At 35.2% G+C, this 23,075-nt stretch carries 21 protein-coding genes; 16 read left to right on the plus strand and 5 right to left on the minus strand.

Translation table 11 applies throughout. The annotated features are described in order from the left end of the window. Positions 1-93 precede the first annotated feature (93 nt). Positions 94-552, plus strand: a complete 459-nt coding sequence (locus NX902_RS03760) for an RrF2 family transcriptional regulator (protein WP_095330746.1) — start codon at positions 94-96, stop codon at positions 550-552. 78 nt (positions 553-630) lie between these two features. On the opposite strand, the gene NX902_RS03765 is transcribed toward NX902_RS03760, so the two are convergent. From NX902_RS03765 to NX902_RS03775, 3 genes are all read right to left on the minus strand, one after another. Further along, positions 631-771: a hypothetical protein gene (locus NX902_RS03765; RefSeq protein ID WP_163184888.1), complete on the minus strand. Its 141-nt coding sequence runs from the start codon at positions 769-771 to the stop codon at positions 631-633. 206 nt (positions 772-977) lie between these two features. Continuing rightward, a complete protein-coding gene (locus NX902_RS03770) occupies positions 978-2,165 on the minus strand; it encodes an ABC transporter permease (RefSeq protein ID WP_163184891.1) in 1,188 nt (395 codons plus the stop codon). A 55-nt stretch (positions 2,166-2,220) separates the two neighbouring features. Then, the gene (locus NX902_RS03775) at positions 2,221-2,805 is read right to left on the minus strand and encodes a TetR/AcrR family transcriptional regulator (protein ID WP_095330750.1); all 585 of its coding nucleotides are present in this window, start codon (positions 2,803-2,805) and stop codon (positions 2,221-2,223) included. Positions 2,806-3,157: 352 nt separating this feature from the next. Here NX902_RS03775 and rlmD point away from each other — a divergent pair, with 352 nt between their 5' ends. After that, entirely contained in the window at positions 3,158-4,549 is a 1,392-nt protein-coding gene (gene rlmD, locus NX902_RS03780) for a 23S rRNA (uracil(1939)-C(5))-methyltransferase RlmD (RefSeq protein ID WP_163184894.1), read from the plus strand. A gap of 74 nt (positions 4,550-4,623) precedes the next feature. On the opposite strand, the gene NX902_RS03785 is transcribed toward rlmD, so the two are convergent. Continuing rightward, positions 4,624-5,718 (minus strand): GerAB/ArcD/ProY family transporter, encoded by a 1,095-nt coding sequence (locus NX902_RS03785; RefSeq protein WP_249937905.1) that lies wholly within the window; start codon positions 5,716-5,718, stop codon positions 4,624-4,626. A 690-nt stretch (positions 5,719-6,408) separates the two neighbouring features. On the opposite strand from NX902_RS03785, the gene NX902_RS03790 reads away from it, so the two are divergent. The 12 genes from NX902_RS03790 to essA all read left to right on the plus strand — a co-directional run bounded on the left by NX902_RS03790 (position 6,409) and on the right by essA (position 19,817). Then, positions 6,409-6,750: a YwqH-like family protein gene (locus NX902_RS03790; RefSeq protein WP_341161070.1), complete on the plus strand. Its 342-nt coding sequence runs from the start codon at positions 6,409-6,411 to the stop codon at positions 6,748-6,750. A gap of 86 nt (positions 6,751-6,836) precedes the next feature. Further along, a complete protein-coding gene (locus NX902_RS03795; protein WP_095330787.1) occupies positions 6,837-7,121 on the plus strand; it encodes a DUF5344 family protein in 285 nt (94 codons plus the stop codon). After that, positions 7,118-8,548: an LXG domain-containing protein gene (locus NX902_RS03800; protein WP_163184899.1), complete on the plus strand. Its 1,431-nt coding sequence runs from the start codon at positions 7,118-7,120 to the stop codon at positions 8,546-8,548. The genes NX902_RS03795 and NX902_RS03800 overlap by 4 nt, the downstream gene beginning before the upstream one ends. 30 nt (positions 8,549-8,578) lie before the next feature. After that, positions 8,579-8,887 carry a DUF4176 domain-containing protein gene (locus NX902_RS03805; protein WP_095330791.1) on the plus strand — a complete coding sequence of 103 codons (309 nt, stop codon included), beginning with the start codon at positions 8,579-8,581 and terminating at the stop codon, positions 8,885-8,887. Then, positions 8,887-9,228 carry a hypothetical protein gene (locus NX902_RS03810; RefSeq protein WP_095330792.1) on the plus strand — a complete coding sequence of 114 codons (342 nt, stop codon included), beginning with the start codon at positions 8,887-8,889 and terminating at the stop codon, positions 9,226-9,228. Before NX902_RS03805 ends, NX902_RS03810 begins: the two co-directional genes overlap by 1 nt. Before the next feature lie 22 nt (positions 9,229-9,250). Beyond that, entirely contained in the window at positions 9,251-9,796 is a 546-nt protein-coding gene (locus NX902_RS03815) for a hypothetical protein (RefSeq protein WP_095330794.1), read from the plus strand. Between the two features lie 129 nt (positions 9,797-9,925). Further along, the gene (locus NX902_RS03820) at positions 9,926-10,219 is read left to right on the plus strand and encodes a WXG100 family type VII secretion target (RefSeq protein WP_095330795.1); all 294 of its coding nucleotides are present in this window, start codon (positions 9,926-9,928) and stop codon (positions 10,217-10,219) included. A gap of 78 nt (positions 10,220-10,297) precedes the next feature. Further along, a complete protein-coding gene (locus NX902_RS03825; protein ID WP_095330797.1) occupies positions 10,298-10,537 on the plus strand; it encodes an EsaB/YukD family protein in 240 nt (79 codons plus the stop codon). A 14-nt stretch (positions 10,538-10,551) separates the two neighbouring features. After that, positions 10,552-11,778 carry a type VII secretion protein EssB gene (gene essB / locus NX902_RS03830; protein ID WP_095330798.1) on the plus strand — a complete coding sequence of 409 codons (1,227 nt, stop codon included), beginning with the start codon at positions 10,552-10,554 and terminating at the stop codon, positions 11,776-11,778. 47 nt (positions 11,779-11,825) lie between these two features. Beyond that, positions 11,826-16,313 carry a type VII secretion protein EssC gene (essC, locus tag NX902_RS03835; RefSeq protein ID WP_171509317.1) on the plus strand — a complete coding sequence of 1,496 codons (4,488 nt, stop codon included), beginning with the start codon at positions 11,826-11,828 and terminating at the stop codon, positions 16,311-16,313. Further along, positions 16,313-19,315 carry a type VII secretion protein EsaA gene (esaA, locus tag NX902_RS03840; RefSeq protein ID WP_163184904.1) on the plus strand — a complete coding sequence of 1,001 codons (3,003 nt, stop codon included), beginning with the start codon at positions 16,313-16,315 and terminating at the stop codon, positions 19,313-19,315. Before essC ends, esaA begins: the two co-directional genes overlap by 1 nt. Further along, entirely contained in the window at positions 19,302-19,817 is a 516-nt protein-coding gene (essA, locus tag NX902_RS03845; RefSeq protein WP_341160558.1) for a type VII secretion protein EssA, read from the plus strand. The genes esaA and essA overlap by 14 nt, the downstream gene beginning before the upstream one ends. 87 nt (positions 19,818-19,904) lie before the next feature. Here essA and NX902_RS03850 read toward each other — a convergent pair whose 3' ends face one another. Further along, positions 19,905-21,458 (minus strand): ABC-F family ATP-binding cassette domain-containing protein, encoded by a 1,554-nt coding sequence (locus NX902_RS03850; protein ID WP_047941682.1) that lies wholly within the window; start codon positions 21,456-21,458, stop codon positions 19,905-19,907. A gap of 511 nt (positions 21,459-21,969) precedes the next feature. On the opposite strand from NX902_RS03850, the gene NX902_RS03855 reads away from it, so the two are divergent. Both NX902_RS03855 and NX902_RS03860 read left to right on the plus strand, forming a co-directional pair. Beyond that, complete coding sequence (locus NX902_RS03855; protein ID WP_286167684.1) at positions 21,970-22,104, plus strand: hypothetical protein; 135 nt, start codon at positions 21,970-21,972, stop codon at positions 22,102-22,104. Between the two features lie 11 nt (positions 22,105-22,115). Further along, complete coding sequence (locus NX902_RS03860; RefSeq protein WP_171510286.1) at positions 22,116-23,066, plus strand: glycoside hydrolase family 43 protein; 951 nt, start codon at positions 22,116-22,118, stop codon at positions 23,064-23,066. The last annotated feature ends 9 nt before the right edge of the window (positions 23,067-23,075 follow it).

The following is a 23,075-nucleotide window of genomic DNA, read 5'->3' on the forward strand; positions in this document are numbered from 1 at the left end:
CAAATACATCTTTTTCACTGTTTTTAACATGTTTAACAAAATGTTCACATTTTCACCATCGGAACCGTAAAAATAGCAAAAGGAGATAGAGTTATGCGGTTAACTAATTATTCTGACTACTCTCTAAGAGTATTAATCTATTTGGCAACAAAAGAAACACCAAAACTGACAAATATAAAAGAAATATCCGAAGTTTATAATATATCGAAAAATCACTTGATGAAAATTATTTTCAATCTCGGGAAATTAGGCTATATAGAAACAATCAGAGGGAGAAGCGGTGGTTTTCGTTTAGCAATGGATCCAGCAGAAATCAATATTGGCGCACTTATCCGCCAAACAGAGGAAAACTTCTATTTGGTAGAATGTTTTGAGGATAAAAATGCCTGTGTTATTACGCCGGTATGTTCATTAAAGCATGTTCTAAATAATGCATTGGAACAGTTTTTTAAAGTATTGGACCAGTATACACTAGCAGATATAGCAGAAAATCAGGTGATGTTAAAAGATTATTTTGCTCTGAAAAATAAAGCAAGTTCAGAAGAAGAATAACTGCTTTTTTGAAAATGCATATAAGAAAAAAGGCTGAACATCGGGATCAGCCTCTTTCTTGTTTCTATATTCATGTTCTTATTCTTTTGTTTCGTTCTCTGCTGGTGTTTCTGTTTTGGTATCTTCCTTTTGGTCATCTTTTTGGTCAGAGCAGCCAACTAACATTCCTGTAAAAAGTAAAGCAGTCATCATTCCCAATGTTAACTTCTTGAAATTCAAAAGAATCACCTCAACAAAGTAATTTTTCGTACTACCTTAGTATAGAAAAGGATTATTAATCTACTATTAAGCCAATGCTAAATCATGTAATGAATTTCAGTTCCATATACCTAAGGAATGTAGTTTTTATTAGCTGGAAAGGGGTATATTTTAGGAAGCTTTTTCAGTGCTAATGCTGTTTTGAATACCTAGTTTGTAAAACAGTCTTATTGACTCACGACACTATTTGTAGAAACGCTTTTTTTTAGTAAAGCAATTCTAAACAATGCTACAAAAAGGGTTACAGCTGATACGATTAGCAGAGCCATCATCTCAGTTGTTAAACTCATTCCTCCAAAAATCAATGAATAATAGCCATTTGAGGCATATGTTGCCGGTAAATAGGAACCAATCGTCTGATAGAAGCTGGATAACATCGTTTTTGGAATAATTACTCCTGAAGTAACAAGCTGCAATGAAAGGGCAAGGATGTTAAATAACATGCCACCTGGTCCAAATAAAATAACAAACATCTGTGTCAAGCTTAAGAAAGAAAAATAGACAAAAATTTGAAATATTCCTGACTCCATTATAGAGGTGTGTAATTCAATATTAAATATAGCAAACAATAATAATGTGATGCCAGATAAAAGAATGGATGCACCTATATTAATGATTTGTCTTACTAAGAATATCGACCATTTATTATAATTGCTTTTTATTTTTGATGAAACAATATTCATATTAAGGCTCATAATCATAGAGCCTACATATGAAGCAAGTACCATCATCATCGGCACCATAGTAGGAGCAAATCCATCAACATTATTCGTCTTTTCTACAGTTGTTTGAACAGATTGGATGTTTAAAGATTCCAAAGCTTGAGAAATTCCCTTTGAAAATTCTTGTGCGAGCTCATTTGATGGTATGTTTTTTCCTAATTGTTCCTGTAAGTTTGACAGAATAAGTTGTTGTTTATAATTATAAACATTTTCATTAATGGATTGAGTAATATTCTTTGCTGCTCCATCCATTATTTGTTTTGCCAAAGTAGCGTTTGCTTGGTTAATGAAATAGTTAATTTCCGGTTTCCCATTTTCTTGTAGTCGACTAGAGAAGATTGCAGGGATATGCATTACCATATCTAGTTTTGATTGATTCATATCTTTTTTTGCAGAATCAATCGATTGGTACATTTTCACTTCAAATGGTACATTTTTCACCACTTTTTTTTCAATCATGGAACCTATTTGTTGGTCTTCATTAACTAAGCCAATTTTCAGTTTGTCGATCCGATTATTAACGCCATCATATGCTGTCATCCATACACAGAAGAAAATTAATAGGAATGCAACCGCAGTGGAAATACCAATAATAGTTTCAGGATGTTTAAAAAATTGTTTTAATGTTTTCATTTAAATTCCCCTTTTTAAAGCAAGTACATGCTTGCATTTATAGTATAAAAAATTACTAGGGTGTTAATCCCCTAGCAAAAAGATAAACACTGTGTTTTATAAAATCCTTTTTTGAACTTGAAATGACACTGTCACCAAAGCGAGATTTTGAAAGAAAGTAGCCAAAATTCAGCCAGATAAAATTCATCGCTTGAAAATCAATATCTGTATCCACTATCTTGCCTCTTCTATTCATCTCATTAAAGTATAATACCATCATTTCTTTTAATTGCTTTGGAATGTTAACAATCGTTTCATTAAGTTCGGGAAACATTTGCGCTTCTCTCATACCAATCATAATTAAATCTTTAACTTTTTCCATATACGTAAGGTAGCCCTCTGCGATTACCCACAAATCTTGTTCAAGATCCCAAACCATTTGTTCATTAATAACTTTTTCTAACATAGGGTGATAGGATACTGATTGAATAGCTGCTTCCATAATCCCCTTTTTATTTCCAAAATGGCGGAAAATTGTTACTTCATTTACTCCTGCTTTTTCGGCAATGGCGCGGGTCGTTGTTCCTTTATATCCATAATCACGAAATAGCTCAATAAACGCTTGAATGATTCGATCTGATGTACTATTTATTTTTTCCATATCCCATCCAACTTCCAAAAATGAATGTAAGTAATTACTTGCGTTATTTAGAATAGCTTAGAATTATCTACATGTCAATACCTTAAGGGATGGTTGACAGTAATTATTTTATAGCTGCCTCAGGAGTTTTCGTTAAAAAAGCAACTATTACAATATTTTTGCAATAGTTGCTTCACTTGTCATTAAGCTATTTACCTGAGGAATTATAGTTTTTATTAGCTGGAAATCTTTTTCAGCTTCTGGGAATAAGAGAAACTGGATATTTCCCCAAAGAAGCTTTAGTATAGGAAGAAGACATAATGAGGAAAGCTAGTAGTACCCTTTTAATAGAAGATAATAGGAGTAATTATAGATGAAAGATAAACAACAAAATACGATGGCGAAGCTGAAGGTAGGACAAACCTTCCCATTGACAATAAAACGTTTAGGGATCAACGGAGAAGGAGTCGGCTATTTTAAAAGGCAGGTTGTATTTGTGCCAGGTGCTCTTCCCGGAGAAGAAGTGGTAGTAGAAGCAACAAAGGTTCAGCCCAAGTTTTCAGAAGGAAAGGTAAAGAAGATAAGAAAGGCCTCGCCTTTTCGCGTACAAGCACCATGTCCTTTTTATGAACAATGTGGAGGATGTCAGCTTCAGCATTTAGCCTATGATCAGCAATTGCAGGAAAAAAGAGATATTGTCATTCAATCATTAGAAAGACATACAAAGCTAAAAATCGATAAATTGGATATTCGCCCAACAATCGGCATGGAAGATCCATGGAACTATCGTAATAAAAGTCAATTTCAAGTGGGACAGCAAAAAAATGGTGCTGTGATTGCGGGGCTATATGGACTTGATTCCCATCGCTTAATCCCCATTCAGAATTGTATGGTACAGCATCCGTTAACGAATAAAGTATCAGAAGAAGTCCGCAAAATCTTAGAAGAATTCCAAGTGCCAATCTATGATGAACGGAAACAAAAAGGGATCGTCCGCACGATTGTAACACGCGCTGGCTTTGAATCTGGAGAAGTGCAAGTGGTATTGATCACGACACAAAAAGAAATGCCAAGAAAAAAATTAGTAATGGCTGAAATTCAAAAAAGATTACCAGAAGTAAAATCTTTAGTGCAAAACATCAACGGCAACAAAACGTCTCTTATTTTTGGCGAAAAAACCATCCATTTAAGTGGGGAAGAAGTCATTCAAGAAACACTAGGTGATTTAAACTTTGAATTGTCAGCCCGTGCCTTTTTCCAATTGAACCCTGTTCAAACAGTAAAGCTGTACGATGAAGTAAAAAAAGCAGCAGCGTTAACAGGACAAGAAAAAATAGCGGATGCTTATTGTGGTGTCGGAACTATTGGCTTATGGCTAGCAGACGGCGCAAGCGAAGTCCGCGGCATGGATACAATCGAAGCAGCGATTACAGATGCACAAAAAAACGCAGATAGACACGGTATCGAAAACGCAACCTATGTAACAGGCACAGCAGAACACTGGCTGCCAAAATGGGTAGAAGAAGGCTGGCGCCCAGATGTAGTTGTCGTTGACCCGCCGAGAACAGGCTGTGATCGTAAGCTATTAGACGCAATCAAAAAAGTAAAGCCGAAAAAGTTTGTCTACGTGTCATGTAATCCCTCTACCTTAGCAAAAGATATTGATTATATGTCTAAAGATTATAAGGTGGAGTATTTACAGCCGGTGGATATGTTTCCGCATACGGCGCACGTAGAATGTGTGGCACAACTAACATTGATATAATAGAATTTCTATGCAAGGTAGGTGCTTTTTTTCACATATCTTGCCAATATAACTATTCAAAAAAGGATACTTGTCTAAGCATCCTTTTTCTTTTTTATTAAGGCTAATACCATAAATAAACTCGGAAGAAGAAAAAATAAAGGTAAGCTTAAAAAATAGGGAACTACCGTTATTGATTCAGTAATATGGTCAGAAAAGTTTATGCTAATCAAAGATGAACAGATGGTTAAAATACACATCATTGGAATGACTAATACGCGATAAGGGAGCTTAAAGATATATTCCAGCCCCTTTAAGGCAGCAAAGGAAAAAATACAAATTTTAATTACTACACCTAATGCAATAATAAATATGGCGAAGGCATCTAGCCTTTGTAAGAAATCACCTATACTAATTAATCTTGTTGCACTTACAAAAGGAAAAGTACTACGAGATGCAACGTATGGACCTAAGGAAGTAGTCACAATGAAGGTTCCTATTGTTAACCAAAATCCTGATGAAAGGACAGAATAAACTAATGTGTGTCTTGCATATTGTTGTTTAGGTAAATGAGAAAATAAAAATGTTAAAGCGAATAATTGACCATATGGCCTTATCAGTTCGTATGGGAAAATGGTATTTAACAATGGTTTAACCCCTGTAGCTAAAATAGGAGTAACTCGCTCTAATTTTATATCGTTATTACCAAATAATAGAATGGTCACAAGGATAATAAAAAGAATAGAGTATGGTGTAAATACTTCTGTAACTCTTCCAAGCACTTCCACCCCTAAATATATGATATATGTAAGGATGATCACAAAGCTTAAGCTGCAAACTTCTATTGGAGTGTTAGGGAGAATAAAGGTTGTAACTAATTCTCCAAAATCACGAATAACCCTAACGGCTAAATAAAAAAAATAGAGTGTATAGATATATGTAATAAAAATAGAAATGGGACGATTTAATATGTATTCAAGCATTTCGGAAAAATGTTTATTGGGAAATATTTCTTGGAAATGGTAATAAAATAATGCGATGAAAATGCCAATAATGGAAGAGCATAAAACAGCAATCCAGGCATCCTGTTTTGCATTTATCCCAATCCCGATAATAAGAGAACTCCCCAAATTAAATCCAATAATAATGTGGAATAATTGGTTTAAAGAAATTTTTTCTTTTAACACCATTTTCGAAACTCCCTTTAGGAATATAACTTCTGATCTATTTTATCATTGGTTAAAATCCTGAAAGTATTCCTATATATTGAAATATTGTAAGTATTTTTGCGCTGGCATAATGGTATTACAAATGGAATGATGGCTTTGTTGGCAAGTTTAGGATAAAGAGAAATTTTAGACTATAAAAGAGATAGGTTGCAGAATTGATTTCTCATTCATTGGCAATCTTTAATTTTTATTTAAAATGTATTCAGTACCCAATCCTCACAATTCCAATAAACAGTCGTGATTTCATAATAGAAAGCAGTTTTGTGAGATACTTCCTGTTTTTTGATTAATAGGAAGAGTATCTATACCAATTGACCTTTTTTTCACTTTTATGTTTAAAACTAAAAAAACAGGGTATTGCAGAATAAGGAATTTATTTACAGATTGAGCTTTCAGTATGCAATTAGACTATTAGATACTTACATATACAGAGATTTCAAATTAATTTACTTCTATTTACCTAACATAAATATGGAATAATTAGATATTTTTTCTCATTATTCCATATTTTAGGCGTGTTATAATGAGAAAGATTGGAAAAAGAAGGGGTTTTGAGAAGGCGTCATCACATAAGGAAAAATACATAGTTATTAAGACGAATAGCACCAGAAAGGGTGATCTTACTTGTCTATATTCTATTATTATGGGTTGTTGCAAGAGAAGGAAGACCAGCTTCGCAGGCTAAAGAATGGGAAATCTGATCTGAAGGCTATCAAGCATGAAATGACAAGTTATAGTGATAATGTTGTCAAGCCAGATTTATCAGCTTCAACTTGGCATGGGACATTAGCTGTAGAATTTGAAAATATAAGAACAAAGGGAGCTTTTCAACAATATCAAGATATTGAAATAAAGCAGTTACCTAATAGGATTTCTGAAATCAATGAAAAGATTAACAGTCTGCAAAGTGAAATGAACAGCATAAGACATACGATCCATGAACTCGAAGAAGAAAGAGAAAAGGAAATGAAAAGAAAACAGGAAAAGAAATAGATGGAATTATTATTAAATGAGGGTATTTACTGCAGATAATTTTATTTATTTTTTCTAAATTTTAGTAGTAAAGTTGTGGTGAAAATATGGGAGAAATAAAGTTTGATTATAGTGGGATAGAAAGTGTTTTGAAAAAAATGGATACTAATATAACTGCATTTCAAGCAAATCTGCCAGAAAATAATGCTAAGAATAATAAGTTAGATTTATTAACGGAACTAGAAGAAGTGAATGCATCATTTGTAAAAATAATGAATGAATATAAAACCCTTTTGCTAAAAAATGCAAATACAGTAAGAGATTCTGTAACATTAATGAGGGAGACAGATGAAGCACTGAGAGACGTTATTTCTTCAGAGGTATTAAGATGAAAGTATTAGAGGTTGCAAGTTTAGAAGAGTATTTAGACCAAACGATAAAATCCTTTAAAGAAAAGGTAGAGCAGATTCATTCTTTAGAACAATCTGTGATGGAATTAGTAGATTTGGATGGTTCCTTTCATGGAAAAGGTGCTGAATCAATCAAATTCTTTTATGAATCAAGCCATAAGCCTTTTCTAGTGAAACTAAAACAAGTTATTCAAGATTATCAAAAAAAAATATCTAAATGCAGAGAGGCAATAAATTCTTTTGAGCCAAATGAAGATGGTTTTATTCGACAGAGTTTTTTACAAGAAGAGCTTTCAGACCGCCTAACGTCCGTACAAAACTATACAAATGATGTTATCGCAGATGGAAATAGTGTAATGGAAAAAATTTCAGATATTATTACTTTAGCTAGTCTTGATGATTCCATGTTTAATAGCGAGATTAAAAATGCTAAAAATAAAATAGAGGAAACAATTAATCAGCTTGAAACCATAGATCGGCAAAATGCTGATTCCTTTAATGAAATAAAAAGTGACTTAGCAATCATGCAAAGTTATTTATCAGAGCTAAATACAAATGTTAACTTAAATCCTGAACTGATTCGTCATTTCAGTCCATACAACCTTTTAACAAGCACTAGCCATTTTTTATTGGTTTCTAGTATAAAGCCATCTAACAGTAGATTTGACAGTAACCCTCCTTATCGTAACGATTCCCAAAAATCTATCTTTCTATTAGACGCATATGGACAATATCCATATAGATGGCTGGGATTAAATTATACTTCATCATCAGAGAAGCAGGAAGTAGATAAGGAAATTAATGAGGACGGATTTCTAGTCGGAGACAAAGTGACAAAAGGGGATTTTTCAGCAGAAGGCGGACTTGGAAAAATAGAAAATGACTGGTCTGGTTTCGATGACTTCAAAAATGGAAGTGGCCAGCTTGGTGGCGCTAGTTCTTTCAGGGGCATTCATGCTGGCTTAGAATATGATACAACTATTTTGGATAGTAGCTTCAGCCAAGATATTTTATTTGCAGAAGGCCAGGCAAGTGTTGGAGGAAGCAGTATTCTCCCGATTGCTAAAGCAGGTGGGTCTGTTTATACTGCACAAGTAAAATCTCAGATAGATAAAGAGGTCGACTTTGTAGGAAGTACTGGATTAGAAGCCAAAGGGGAAATTCTAAAAGCAAATGCCTTTGCCGGGGTTGATGGTAGTTCCGTTGGCTTTGGAGCAAAAGCTTCCGTAGCGGAAGGAGAAGTCTCGGGAATAGCGCCAATCCCTTTTACAGACTATACGATTAAAGGGACTGTAGGCGCTTCTGCTGTCGGGATAGGTGGAGAGGCAAAAGTAGGGAAAGAAATTGTTCTCGATCTTCGCTTGCTATTAGGAGTAAAGATAGGCATAAGTTTTGAAAAAGAGGAATAAAGAAATCCAGTAATAAAAGGAGAAAGTACTATGTCGCAAGAGGTCAACTCATTAATCATTGATAAAGGAACCGAATTATTGCCGATTGGAACAATTGTATTGCTCGATATATTTTCACAGCCTTTGATGATTTATGGGAGAATGCAGCAACAAGCAGAGAAAAACAAAATTTGGCAATATGTGGCATGTCCTTATCCACAAGGACATATCTCTGATGAAACAAATGTTTTTTTCAATCATGAGCAAATCAAACAAGTCATCTTTAAAGGATTGGAATCAGAGGGAGAAAAATTAATGAGAGAAAAGTTAAATTCCTTTCATCTAAGGGATGAAAAGTGATGAAAAAGATAGTTAGCTTTTTTGGGGAACCATATCATATTATATGGTCTGAATTTCATTATTTAGCTAATTTGAAGAAAGATTCAGGAACAAATGCAAAGGAAAAAGGCAGAATAGCTCAGCTTCAGGTCTTTAATACTCTGCTCCTAGTAATCTATTCGCTATTTTTAGTTATTTTCTTTGTTTATATTATTTTGCTTTTTATCGTAAAGCTTTATGCATTATCAGGAATTATTGTCGGGCTGTTGATGATGACCATTATTAAATTGGTGCAAAAGAAGAAGTATCTAAAACGCCGGAATGCGTTTATAAAAAATGATCCTACATTGATAGAATCATAGAATAGAGAAGAGGTATCGCATCTTGACCAAACTATTATACAGCATAATCACTGTAGTATTGATGCTTGTTGGCTGTAGCAATGATTCATCTACTTCAGAAAAGCAAGAGACAAAAGGAAATGTCAATAAAGAAGAAATTTCTTACAAAGACAAACAAGGGGAAATCGTGGATTTTATTAACAATGACATTCAAAAAATAATAGCATATGAAACAGAAGCGAATCAGCAATTAGCGACCGTTTCTGGCGATAATTATAATTCCGATAAGGAATTATATGAGGTGCTGACAAGTAAGGTCATTCCTACTTATGAAAAAGCTGTTAATGAAGCGAGGGACCTTCAAGTGTCTACTGAAGAGCTAGAGCCAATGAAATCAAAAATCAAAGAAGCGACTAGCACTTACTATGAAGCTTTAATACTAGAGAAAAAGGCACTAGAAAAGAAGGATAAAGGACTTATTGAAGAGTCAAACAAAAAAGGACAAGAATACATTGAACTAATTAATAGCTATCATGAAGAGATGAAAAAGTTGGCAAGTAAATATGAAATTGACTACCAGAAAAATTAATTTCATGCCATTAGTAGATTATAATAGTTAGTTTATAAAATGAATATAATTTAAAAGATTATTTAATTGTGGTAACTGCATAATGTTATTCATTGTGTGTTATATATAAAAAACAAAAGGAGAGATAATATGTCAGGGATCATTCGCGTTACACCAGAAGAATTAGTAGGTATGGCCGATCGCTATTCTAGTGAAGGAAGTCAAGTGGGAGATCAAATTTCTCGCTTAGACAACATGATTCAAGAATTAGAAACTATGTGGGAAGGTCAGTCAAGCAGAGCGTTTAGCGAACAATATCAATCGTTAAGACCATCCTTTGTAGATATGCAGCAGTTGCTTGAAGAAATTTCTTCTCAATTAAAAAGTACAGCAAAAGCATTGGAAGATGCAGACGCTCAAATTGCAAATCAGATTCGAGGATAAGACTGAAAGATTGAATATGGTTTATTAAGAGCGCTTTTCTGTAAATGGAGGCGCTCTTTTCTTTTAAGAGGTGATGACATGTACATTGAAGTAACGGTAGATCTTTCTAAATATAATGGAGAATATTTAGAACTTCGACTCTCTGATTATCATACAGTGAAGAAGTTAGTGGATATTGCCTGGAAGACAACTAACAGGCTAGATACACCAAGAAATGGATATTGGATAAAGGTAATGAATAAAAAGAGAGTTTTTTCTGGAGAAAAGCGGTTAGCAGATATCGGAATAATGACAGGTGACAAGATTCAAATATTATAAAGGAGACAGCAAGTATGTCAAATGAACATGTATCATATATGGAAAAAAAGCTGGATGCTGTTATCCAGAAGGAAGACCAGCGAATTATATTTAATTTTCAAATTGAGAAAATTAAGCTGAATCATTTGCTGGAAGCAGCTTTTCTAGAAGATATAGATAGTCAAGTTAAGAGAACTCTTAATAAACATGAGGATTTATTACAGATAGAGGTTCAATTGCCTAAGTCTTTTATTTATAATCAAGGAATCTTCTCTTTGAAAAAAAAGGAACAATACATAATTGCTCATCAATTGCTTGAAAAGGTCCGCAATCACTCCTTATCCCGTCTTCATTTATTTATATGTCCAGAAAATATTGCTGTCGATCAAGGTTTGGCGCCTTATTTCCTCCATTATGGAGTAAAAGAAAGTATTCCTCCATATGAAGATAATAGGGAGGAAGAATGGCTGCAGCTGAAAGCAATGACAGCAGCATTGATTGATAATCAATATTCCTTTGAACAATATATTGCCTATTATGAAACATTGAAATTAAGTGAAGCAGCAGTTGCGATTATGAAAGCAAATAATTATGATGATCTGCAAGCTGTTCTTGATCAAGCTTTTTTACAGGAAAAAAAGGAATATGAACAGTTGGTCGAACTTCCGAAAAATAAGTGGAAGCAGATGAAATATGCCATTTGGGCAACTAGTATTTTATTAGTACCAGCAATTATTTACTCTATCTATACCCTGTTTTTTCTCCAGCCAAAACATAATCATATAATGGATGCCCAACAACACTTTTTAGCGGATGCTTACAGTGATGTAATCACTAGTCTCGAATCATATGATATTGATAGTTTGCCGACTGTTGCGCAATATGAATTAGCAACAGCCTATATATATAGTGCGGACTTATCCGATAAACAAAGGGATATTGTAAAAAATACAGTTACTCTTCAATCTGATTCTAATTATTATGAATACTGGATTAATATTGGAAGAGGGGACGCTGAAGCTGCCTTGGAGAATGCTCGCTTGCTAGAAGATCGCAGTCTTATCATGTATGCTTTGCTAGAGTATCAGGCCCATGTTCAGAGAGATGATTCGCTCACCAGTGAAGAGCGTCAGCAACAAATCGATAAAATTGAAAATGAGCTAAATAAATATGAGCAAGACATGAAAGAAGAATCTTCTCAAAAGGATACTCTTCTGAAAAAAGATCAGACAACAAAAGATCAAGGCCAGAATCCTAAATAAAGAAGAAAATATAAAAATAATAATAGCAACAATTGTGAGGTGATGTAATGTATACGCTGTTTGTTTTCCATGAACAAACCTATTATTCTATTAAATTAACAAAAAATAGCAGTATTACCATTGGTCCAGAATTTGGAGACAATATTACTCTTCCATCTTTCCCTTCTTCCATACTTGTAAAAGTGGGGGAAGATGACAGGGCGATATATAGGATAGATTCGACTGAAACTGTGATGGGGACAGAGAAGTTTTATCAACTAAGCCTGGAAAGTCAATGCCTTACGCTGTTTATGACAAGCAGGAAGAAGCTCGAAAAAACTTACTATATTGGAAATCAGTCTGAAGTAGTATGTATGGTAGAACCAGTTTCAAAGGATGAAGAATGCCATTTCGAAAAAAAATCTATTTACATAAAAAAAGCGCATATGCAACATGGCGCAAAAGGGCTTTCTTTAATAAAAAATCAGAAGTATTGGGAAATTATTTCTAGAGATTCTACAGTTTATCTAAATGGTCATTTGGTTTTAGACAAACAAAAGCTAGAGGTTGGCGATATACTCTTCTGGAATGGCATATATGTTACATTGATGGATCAGGATGTAATTCAAATAGAGAGCTTCTATGAATTTGAATCATCTCTAAAAGAGATTTCCCTTCCTCAATCAGAGATGATGAAACGCTATCCGAATTATCGGAGGACACCTAGAATGCTGTATGAATTACCTAAGGAGAAAGTGCAGTTATCCTTTCCAGGTCAAGAATCGATGCAATCTAAAAGAAGTCTATGGCTAATCATTCTTCCACCTTTAGTGATGATGATCGTGATGGGACTTGTTGCTTTATTAATACCAAGAGGAATTTTTATTCTTATTTCCATTGTGATGTTCTCTATGACTATTATTACTTCCACGATTCAGTATTTTAAAGAAAAGACATCCAGAAAAGAGCAAGAAGAACGAAGAAAAAGAGTCTATTCTAATTATCTGGAAGAAAAAAGAAGGGAGCTTGAATCCTTAGCTTCAAAGCAGCGACAGGTACTGGAGTTTCATTTTCCTTCTTTTGAAAGAATGAAATATTTGACGGAACAGATTTCTGACCGAATCTGGGAGCGAAGTATAGATAGTAAAGACTTTTTACAATTTCGACTGGGGACAGGGGATGTTCCTGCAAGTTACCAAATAAGTGTAAACTCTGCTGATTTATCTAATCGGGAGATGGATGAATTGCTTGAAAGGTCAAAGCATCTGCAGAAGACCTATCAGCATGTGAAAAATCTTCCAATTACTGCCGATTTATCGAAAGGATCCATTGGTCTTATTGGTAAGATGTCCGTATTAAAGGGAGAATTGCACCAAATCATTGGGCAGCTTGCATTTTTTCATAGTTATCATGATGTACGATTTCTTTTTATTTTTCATGAGGAGGAATATAAGTATTGGGAATGGATGAAATGGCTGCCTCATTTTCAAATTCCTCAATCTTTTGCTAAAGGGTTTATTTATAATGAACAAACAAGGGATCAGCTATTGTCATCTATTTATGAATTGATCAGGGAAAGAGATGTGGAAGAAACAGATGAAAAAACTCGTTTTGCTCCCCATTTTGTCTTTATTGTTACGAATCAGGAACTCCTAGCTGAACATGTAATTCTAGAATATTTAGAAGGCTCTTACAGTCATCTGGGCATATCTGCTATCTTTGCAGGTGAAGCAAAAGAAAGTTTCTCAAATAATATTCATACATTGATTCGATATGTGAACGGAAGACAGGGCGATATATTAATCCAAAATAAAGCCGCAGTGCAGATTCCTTTTAATTTGGATAATCATGCTTTAAATGGTAATGAAGAGTATGCCCGCATGCTTAAAACACTTAATCATCAGGTGGGGGTTACTAATTCTATACCAGAAACGGTTTCGTTTATGGAGATGCTTAAGGCAAAAGATGTTGATGAAATTCCAATTAAAGAAAATTGGCTCACAAATGAGTCTGCTAAAACATTGGCCGCTCCAATCGGACTGAAAGGTAAGTCTGATATTGTCTATTTAAATCTCCATGAAAAAGCTCATGGACCACATGGATTGTTGGCAGGTACAACTGGGTCGGGGAAAAGTGAACTATTGCAAACATATATTTTATCACTTGCAGTTCATTATCATCCACATGAAGTAGCATTTTTACTCATTGACTATAAAGGTGGAGGGATGGCACAGCCATTTCGAAATATGCCACATTTGTTAGGTACTATTACCAATATTGAAGGCAGCAGAAACTTTAGTAATCGTGCTCTTGCTTCTATTAAAAGTGAACTTAAACGAAGACAGCGTTTGTTCGATAAATACGAAGTCAATCACATTAATGACTATACAAGCATGTATAAAAGGGGAGAAATTGAGGAGCCGCTGCCGCATTTATTTCTTATTTCTGATGAATTTGCTGAATTAAAGAGCGAGGAGCCTGATTTCATTAAAGAACTGGTAAGTGCTGCTCGAATAGGGAGAAGTTTAGGGGTTCATCTAATATTGGCAACACAGAAGCCAGGTGGAGTAATTGATTCTCAAATCTGGAGTAACGCTCGTTTCCGCATTGCCCTTAAGGTTCAAAATGCAGAAGACAGCAGGGAGATTTTAAAGAACAGTGATGCAGCCTCTCTTACTATTACTGGTAGGGGCTATCTGCAAGTCGGCAATAATGAGGTGTATGAATTATTCCAATCTGCATGGAGCGGTGCGAATTATCAAGAAGATACTTCACAAATGGAAGATGAAATTGCAATTGTATCGGATCTAGGGTTAATTCCTTTATCAGAGTTATCCGTACAGGAAAAACCGAAAGTGCAAGCAAGCAGTGAGATTGATGTTATCGTGGGAAAAATAGAAGAGCTACAAAAGGAGCTTCAGCTAACAAAACTATCAAGTCCATGGCTTCCGCCTTTATCTCCAAGAATATATCGTCCAGATTATCAGCCTGATGAGAACTACAGAAAAATTAATCTGGCTATGATAGATGATCCCGAAGCGCAAAGTCAATCGATCTATCCCTATACTTTGCTAGAAGACGGAAATGTTGGAGTCTTTGGCACATCTGGCTATGGAAAAACGCAGAGCTTAATTACTCTTCTTATGGGAATTGCAGAAAATTATTCTCCAGAAGAGGTCCATTTTTATTTAATGGATTTTGGCAATGGTGGATTAATGCCTCTTAAGCAACTTCCTCATGTCGGTGAATTATTCTTAATGGATGAACAGCAAAAAATCAATAAATTTATGGCTATTTTGCAGAATGAGATAAATCTAAGAAAACAGCTTTTTCAGCAAACAGAAGTAAGTTCTATCTCTATGTATAATCAGCTAAATGATGAGACGCTTCCAGTGTGGTTTATCGTGATTGATAATTACGATATTGTCAAAGACGAAATGGCTGATTTAGAAGCACAGATAAATCAATTCGCTCGGGATGGTCAATCATTAGGAATATATATGTTCTTTGGCGCTACTCGTGTAAGTTCCATTAGACCATCTTTGATGAATAATTTAAAGACGAAAATAGTGCATTACTTAATGGACCATACAGAAGCTTATTCTATTTTGGGAAGAATTCCTTATGAACCCGAGCCTATTCCAGGCAGGGCTATTATAAAAAAAGAAGGCACATATTTTACGCAGATTTTACTGTCTTGCATTGGTGATAATGATTTCGACCAGCTAACGGAACTCAAGGCATCCATTCAAAAGCTACGAGAGAAATATGAATCCTGTCGAACTCCTCAAAGGGTTCCAATGCTTCCAAAAGAGTTAACTAACATTAGCTTTAAGGAATATATAAAGGAAGAAACTTCAGTCGGTCTCTTACCTATTGGTTTAGACGAAGAATCTGTCCAGCCTGTATTTGTTGATTTTCATGCTATGAATCATTTCATGATTTTAGGCCAAGCACAAAAAGGAAAGACAAATGTTATTAAGCTACTTATAAACCATGCCATCCAACAAGATATGGAAGGAATTGGAATATGGGATTCTATCAATCGCGGGTTAGCTTATTTAGCGGAACATGACCGGGTTCAATATCTAACAGATCGAGGTACTGTTGCTAAATGGCTAGAATCTACTGAAGCCATGCTTTTAGAAAGAAATCGTCAATATGATAAGGCGATTTTAGAAGGAAAGGCACTTCCGATCTTTACTCCTTTGTTGTTTGTTGTAGATGGATATGGAAGATTACTTCAGGAAATAGACAATAGAATGCAGGAGATGATTGTGAGACTAATGAAAAATTATAGTCACTTAGGGTTTCAGATTGTAGTTTCAGGCAGTACTAATGAATTAACAAAAGGCTATGATCCGTTAACTTTAGAAATAAAGCAAATTAGGCAGGCATTGTTGCTAATGAAGAAATCGGAACAATCCTTGTACACTTTGTCATATGAGCGTAAGGAACCAGAAATCCAGCCTGGCTATGGATATTATGTAAAAAATGGGCTTGAGAGAAAAATTCAAATTCCTTTAGTGCTTATGGAGAGGAAGGTATATTCTTGATGGGAAAAGTGAAATTGTGGAAGATGGTTATTGCACTGGTTGTTATAATTGGTGTTCCAGTATTATTTTTTCAGCTGATTGGAGATCATCCATTTTTGGAGAAGCCAAATACAACCAAAACAATTGCAATTGTGAATGAAGATGCTGGTGTTGATATTGCTGGAGAACATAGACTTTTAGGGGGAGATGTCTCTTCCATTCTCTCCAACGAGTCTTCTTTTCAGTGGACTGTTGTTTCTAGAAGCGCTGGAGAGAATGGATTAAGGAATAAGAAATATGATGCTGTCATCTATATTCCATCTAATTTCTCTGAACAAGTGATGGCATATGAAGAAGAGAATCCGAGTAAAGTGACATTTAAATATAATGTTCAAAGTCAGTTAAATGCAGTAAATACTGAAAAAGTAAATTTGGAGATAGAAAGGGCTACAAAGCGGGCAAATGAACGTATCAGTTCCTTATATTGGAATTATGTAGCGAAAGATATGGAAATGGTACGCTCTGAATTTGAAGAAATTTTGCAAAAGGAAATAGACTTTCAGCAGACTATGCTAGCTTTCTATAAACCAAGTTCCAAGAATCTTGCTGATGAGATTTTAGAACAAGAGGGCGTATTAAAGTCCATGAAGTCATCTATAGAACAAATTGGCACGCAAAGTGATAGTCAGAATCAATCTATGAAGTCATTTTCTGAGGATTTAAGCAGTTTAGTTGACTATATCAAGGCATATGAAGAGTATCAGCAACAACAAAAACAAAAATTGACAGACTTGCAGACTACTGCTCTTTCTACAGTACAGTCAGCGACAGAAGCTTCATCTCCTTATTTTGCGGAACAGTCACTTTTTCTGTCTGAGAATAACCAACAATTAATGAGCAACGTTAATTCCGTTTATGAAAAGCTAGACAATAGTAAACGGCTATTAACATTACTAAAAGAAAATAGATTACTGGCTTTGGATAAACAAAGGGAAGCAATTCTTGACTATCAGAGCAGAATGCTAGATTATTACAAGCAATTAATTGATACAGAATCCTTGAATTCTTTTCAAGAAAAGATAGTGAAAACCAAAGAAAAATTAGCAGAAGGGGAAGGCAGCTTGTTACCAGAAGCACCGCCAGAAAATCCAGAATCTCCTAATTTGCCGACATCTGATGAAGATAAGGATACGGACGACCAAACAGGAGAAGAGTTTGTATTAAAAAGTACGCAACATACAAAGGGAAATTCAAATACTGATAATGGAGCAAACAGGGAAACGAAAAGTTTGTCTGCAGAAGAGCAGCTAGCACAAATGGAAGAATTATTGAAAAAACTTCATGAATATATACAGGCAGATCAACAAATTCCTGATGAAAGTAAGAGTCAGTTTGAAATACAATTAAAGGACATTCAAAAAAATTTGCAGGATGTGAAGCAATCACTTAAAACGAGTGACGAGGGTAACAATCAAATTATTCAGCAATTGAAAGAAAAAATTGCTGCACTTCTCACTGACAACGAAACGCTGGCAAATACGATCAAAGAGCTTACAGAAAATAAAAATTCTCTTACCGAAGAGAACAGATTGCTGAAAGAATATATAGAATCTCTCATAGAAGTAAATGATGAATTGCGAGAACAGCTGACACTTCTTACAAACAATATGAATTCTATTATAGCTAGAATAGAAGAGAAAGAAGAGGCAATTTTAGCATCACCAGCACTGTCCGGGGATAGAAGACTTATCCTTGAAACTTGGTTCCATAAGGAATTTCTTACTGGAGATATTATGGATTTGCTCTATTACTATGCTTATCTAGATCAATATGAAACGACGTTGAACAATATGCTTTCTGAGAACAAAGCAAAGAGCGAAGTAATGAAAAACGAACAATTCCTTACAGAACTTACAAGGATTTTTCAATTAACAGATGCGGAAACAACTGACTGGACAAATGTGGAAGCGGAAATACCGACAATTGGAGATGGCTTAACAGCACTTCAAGACCAATTTGTTGTATTCTTGGCTAAATCAAAGGAAAGCCTTGACACACATCACACAGAATTAACTCAGAATTTATCCGAGATTAAAACAGAAGGGGAAGCATTACTTCAGCAAATACAGCAAGGGGAACAAACTACGACACATGAACCAGGATCGGCAAAGGGAACTCAACTGGTAACGGAACATTCACAGATCATCGAGCAAGTGAATGCTATTCATTCTTCCATAAAAGACGCAGGAAAGCACCAGCAGACTGTTATTGACCATACGAATGAACTGCATGATGAAGTTTCGTTTGTACAGACAGATGCAGATGCCTTAAATAATAAATGGGCTGTAAATGTAGATTCAACAAGAAAAATAAAGGATGATGTCTTTAGTGTTCTGCAAAATGCATTTATTGAAGGACGCTCTAAAGGTGACGTTTATAATTTCTTATCTAGTCCACTACAATTAACAGCTGGTGCAAGTGAAGTAAAACAGGAAAAAAATATTCCGCCTGTGGTTATTATGTTTATTGTTTTAATTAGCAGCTTGCTAATTGGGTATACAACCTATTACTTTAAACGTATTCCATTGTGGTTCCGTGGAACCGTCTTTCTTTTACTTAATTTGATTGTCGGCTTTGTGATTAGTTTATATGGATTAAATATCTATGAACTCTCTCAAGCCAGTACGATGCAATGGACTGTATTTACTATCCTTTTATTATTGGTGAGTTCTAGCATAATTGCAGTCAGTTTTGCAGCACAAAAACTTCTTGGTTTATTCCTTACAGTCGGATTAATTATTTTATATGTAACACCGCTATTAGCTTTAACAACACCGAATTTCAGTTATGATGATCCGATGTCCAAAGTTTATATGTCTATTCAATATGGAACGCAATCGTTATTTGCTCCGGCAGCTATCATTCTATTGATTGGGTTACTGATACTGATGGGAGTACAAATTCTTATAGAAAGATGGAAAAGCAATGAAATAGAGGATGATTCGAGAAATGAATCGATATAGTAAACATATCTTTCTTAGTCTAATCTTAATTGTAATCATGGCTATCTTCAGTTGGCTGACCGAGCAAACGGCAAGGGCAGATTCTATGATTGATAGATTACAGCCTAATGAATACGAAAGCGGTCGTAATCAAAAGAATACAGATTTTCTAAAAGAATCGAGCCAATCATCTAAGACAGATGGTTTAACTGCAGAAAAACTTGCTATTTCTTTTGATGGAAGCAGAGCAAATGACCATGACAAATGGAAAGGACAGCTTTTTACACAAAAGGTGGAAACAGGCAGTAGCATTACTAGGAAAGCAGAGGAGCTTCAGTTATTTACAGATGATGAAGAGAATGTTCACTACAGAGTGGACAGTGTAGGAGCGGAAAATTCTACAGAGCTATCGATGGCTTTATTAATAAGCATTTTAATTAGCATCTGTCTGTTGCTTCTCATCTTTATATTATTTGTATTTTACCGGAGTAATCTGAAAGTAATGAGGAAAGGAAACCTGTAAGACAAAACATTGATGTATATAGCTGGGATATAAAGATTAAGGGGTACTTAATTGGATTCTATTCATTTGAGTACCCCTCAATTTTATTTAAAATACTTTCGTTGTCCAATCTTCACAATTCCAGATATCTGTCGCAATTTCACGATAGAAATCAGGTTCGTGGGATACCATTAAGATGCTTCCGCGATATTCCTTTAAAGCACGCTTCAATTCTTCTTTTGCATCTACATCTAAGTGATTGGTAGGTTCGTCTAGTATTAATAAATTCGTTTCTGTGTTTAAAATCTTGCATAAGCGAACCTTGGCTTTTTCTCCACCAGAAAGGACTTCGATTTTACTTTCAATATGCTTCGTTGTTAATCCACATTTTGCAAGAGCAGCACGGACTTCTGCTTGATTCATACTTGGGAATTCGCTCCAGATTTCTTCGATACAAGTGTTGTAGTTGGATTCTTTCACTTCTTGCTCAAAGTAACCAATATGTTGATAATCACCGCGCTCTACTTTACCCGAAAGAGGATTAATCAAGCCGAGAATACTTTTTAAAAGCGTAGACTTACCAATACCGTTTGCCCCAACGAAGGCAATTTTTTGTCCCCGTTCCATTTTTAGATTAAGAGGGCGAGAAAGTGGTTCATTATAACCGATAACAAGATCCTCCGTCTCGAAAATCCAACGACTGGCTGCGCGAGCTTCTTTGAATTTAAACTCAGGTTTTGGTTTTTCCTTCCCTAATTCAATAATGTCCATTTTGTCGAGCTTCTTTTGACGAGACATGGCCATATTACGAGTCGCAACACTTGCTTTGTTACGAGCAACGAAATCTTTCAAATTAGCGATTTCTTGTTGTTGACGCTTGTAAGCAGACTCTAGTTGCTGCTTTTTCATTTCATATATTTTTAAGAAGTTATCATAGTCGCCAGCATAGCGATTCAATTCTTGGTTTTCCATGTGGTAAATCAAGTTAACAACACTGTTCAAGAATGGAATGTCATGGGAAATCAAGATAAATGCATTCTCATATTCCTGTAAGTAGCGTTTCAACCATTCGATATGCTGTTCATCCAAGTAGTTTGTAGGCTCATCTAGTAATAGAATTTCAGGCTTTTCTAGTAATAGCTTAGCCAGCAAAACCTTCGTGCGTTGTCCACCGCTAAGATCAGCTACATCACGATCTAGTCCGACATCGTCTAATCCTAGACCACGAGCAACTTCCTCGACTTTCGCATTAATTTGGTAGAAATCATTACTATCTAGCGTTTCCTGCAGCTCTCCCACTTCTGCAAGTAATGCATCAATATCAGCACCTTCATCACCCATTTTTGCATAAAGCTCATTAATCTCTGTTTCCGCATCAAAAAGATATTGAAAAGCAGTGCTTAGCGCTTCACGCATTGTCGTCCCTTTTTGAAGGACTGCATGCTGATCTAAATAACCAACACGGACTTTTCGTGACCACTCAATTTTCCCTTCATCAGGCTGTAGCTTTCCAGTAACAATATTCATGAAAGTAGATTTACCTTCACCATTTGCCCCAACTAGTCCAACGTGTTCTCCTTTTAAAAGCCGAAAAGACACATCATTAAATATTGCACGATCCCCGAAACCGTGACTTAAATTCTTTACGTTTAATACGCTCATTCTTTTAACCCCTTTTCTACTATCCCATGTGGATATCATACTTGATTTAGACTGGATTTTCTAACTTGAAATTTATATTGTCTAAAATGCCATTCAATTTGGAAGGTAAGGAAAGTTTACGATTTCTTCATTAATTCGATATGGAATTATTTTTTTGCTTTTTATAATAGGATAAAAATCTATTATACAATATGATAGAAGGTTTTCCCATATGGGAATAGTTGAATAAAAAATGAAATAATTGGTTGATTACTAAAAAGAAATTTAGAGGGTACATTCCATTGAAAGGCGAAAAGATAGAGCGTAAACAGATAATCTGTAATCTGCTTAACTTAAAAAAGTGCAGCCTATTCATACTCTTTGGTAATTTTAAAGGAAAAGAAAGAAATGGTAGAGAATAAATAGATTAGATAAGTAAAAGAGAGAGTAGGGATATGTATGGAATTCGGGGATTAATGAAACTATAAATATTCGTTTAGGAGATTAATAGAATAAAAAATATATATTTTCGATGAAGCGGGGGATTCTAAACAAACGGGGAGATAATGAAGAAGCAGAGCTTGCTCCTTATCTGATCATAGCTATTGATAGGGAGAAAAATGAAAACCCTTACTTTACGGATGATTTCAACATAAAAAAAGGATAGTGGAGGAAATGATGAGCAAATTAACTTTTTATAACCCAATTCTAGAACCTGGGGCAGATCCCTGGGTGTATAAAGATAACAATACTTACTATTTTATGGTAACGAAAAGGACAAGACTTGATTTATGGAAGTCACCCACATTAAGTGGAATAGCAAAAGGAAGTTGTAAAACGATTTGGTCTGCTCCGAATGAAGGAATCAATTGTGCAAATATTTGGGCTCCAGAAATTCATCGAATAAATGGGAAATGGTTTATATATTTCACCGCGAATGACGGAATAGGCGATGATCAATCAAGGAAGATTTTTGTGCTAGAGAATTCGGCGGAAGACCCGTTTAACGGGGATTGGGTAGAAAAAGGATATGTAAATACAGAATACCCTGGTTTAGATGGAACGATTTTTGAACATAAAAGTCGACTTTATTTTATATATGCTGGATATGGGAACTTTCCTGAGTATGGATCAGCTCTCTATATAGCTGAGATGGAAAATCCGTGGACACTTACTGGTCCGAATGTTTTATTGTCAAAACCTGAGTATGATTGGGAAAAGCAAGGTGGAATGGCGATTAATGAGGGACCAGTAATGTTAAAGAGGAATAATAAGTTGTTTCTAATCTATTCTGCTAGTACCACTTGGTCAGATGATTATAGTTTGGGGATGTTAACCATTTCAGAAAATGAGGATGTTATGAATCCCGAAGTTTGGCTTAAATCTACAGAGCCTGTGTTTAAGAAAAGTATCGAAAATAAGGTATTTGCTCCTGGCCATAATAGTTTTACCCAATCCCCTGATGGCACAGAAGATTGGATTGTATATCATGCTATCTCCGAATCAGAAGGAGGCAGCCAGCGACGAAGTACCCGAATTCAAAAATTCAATTGGAATGCCGATGGTTCTCCTAATTTTGGAATCCCATTATGTACATCAACACCGATTACCATTCCTTCTGGTGAGTGATAAGGAGGG

Source organism: Niallia sp. FSL W8-0954 (genome assembly GCF_038005605.1).
In the GTDB taxonomy this organism is placed as follows: domain Bacteria; phylum Bacillota; class Bacilli; order Bacillales; family Cytobacillaceae; genus Niallia; species Niallia circulans_A.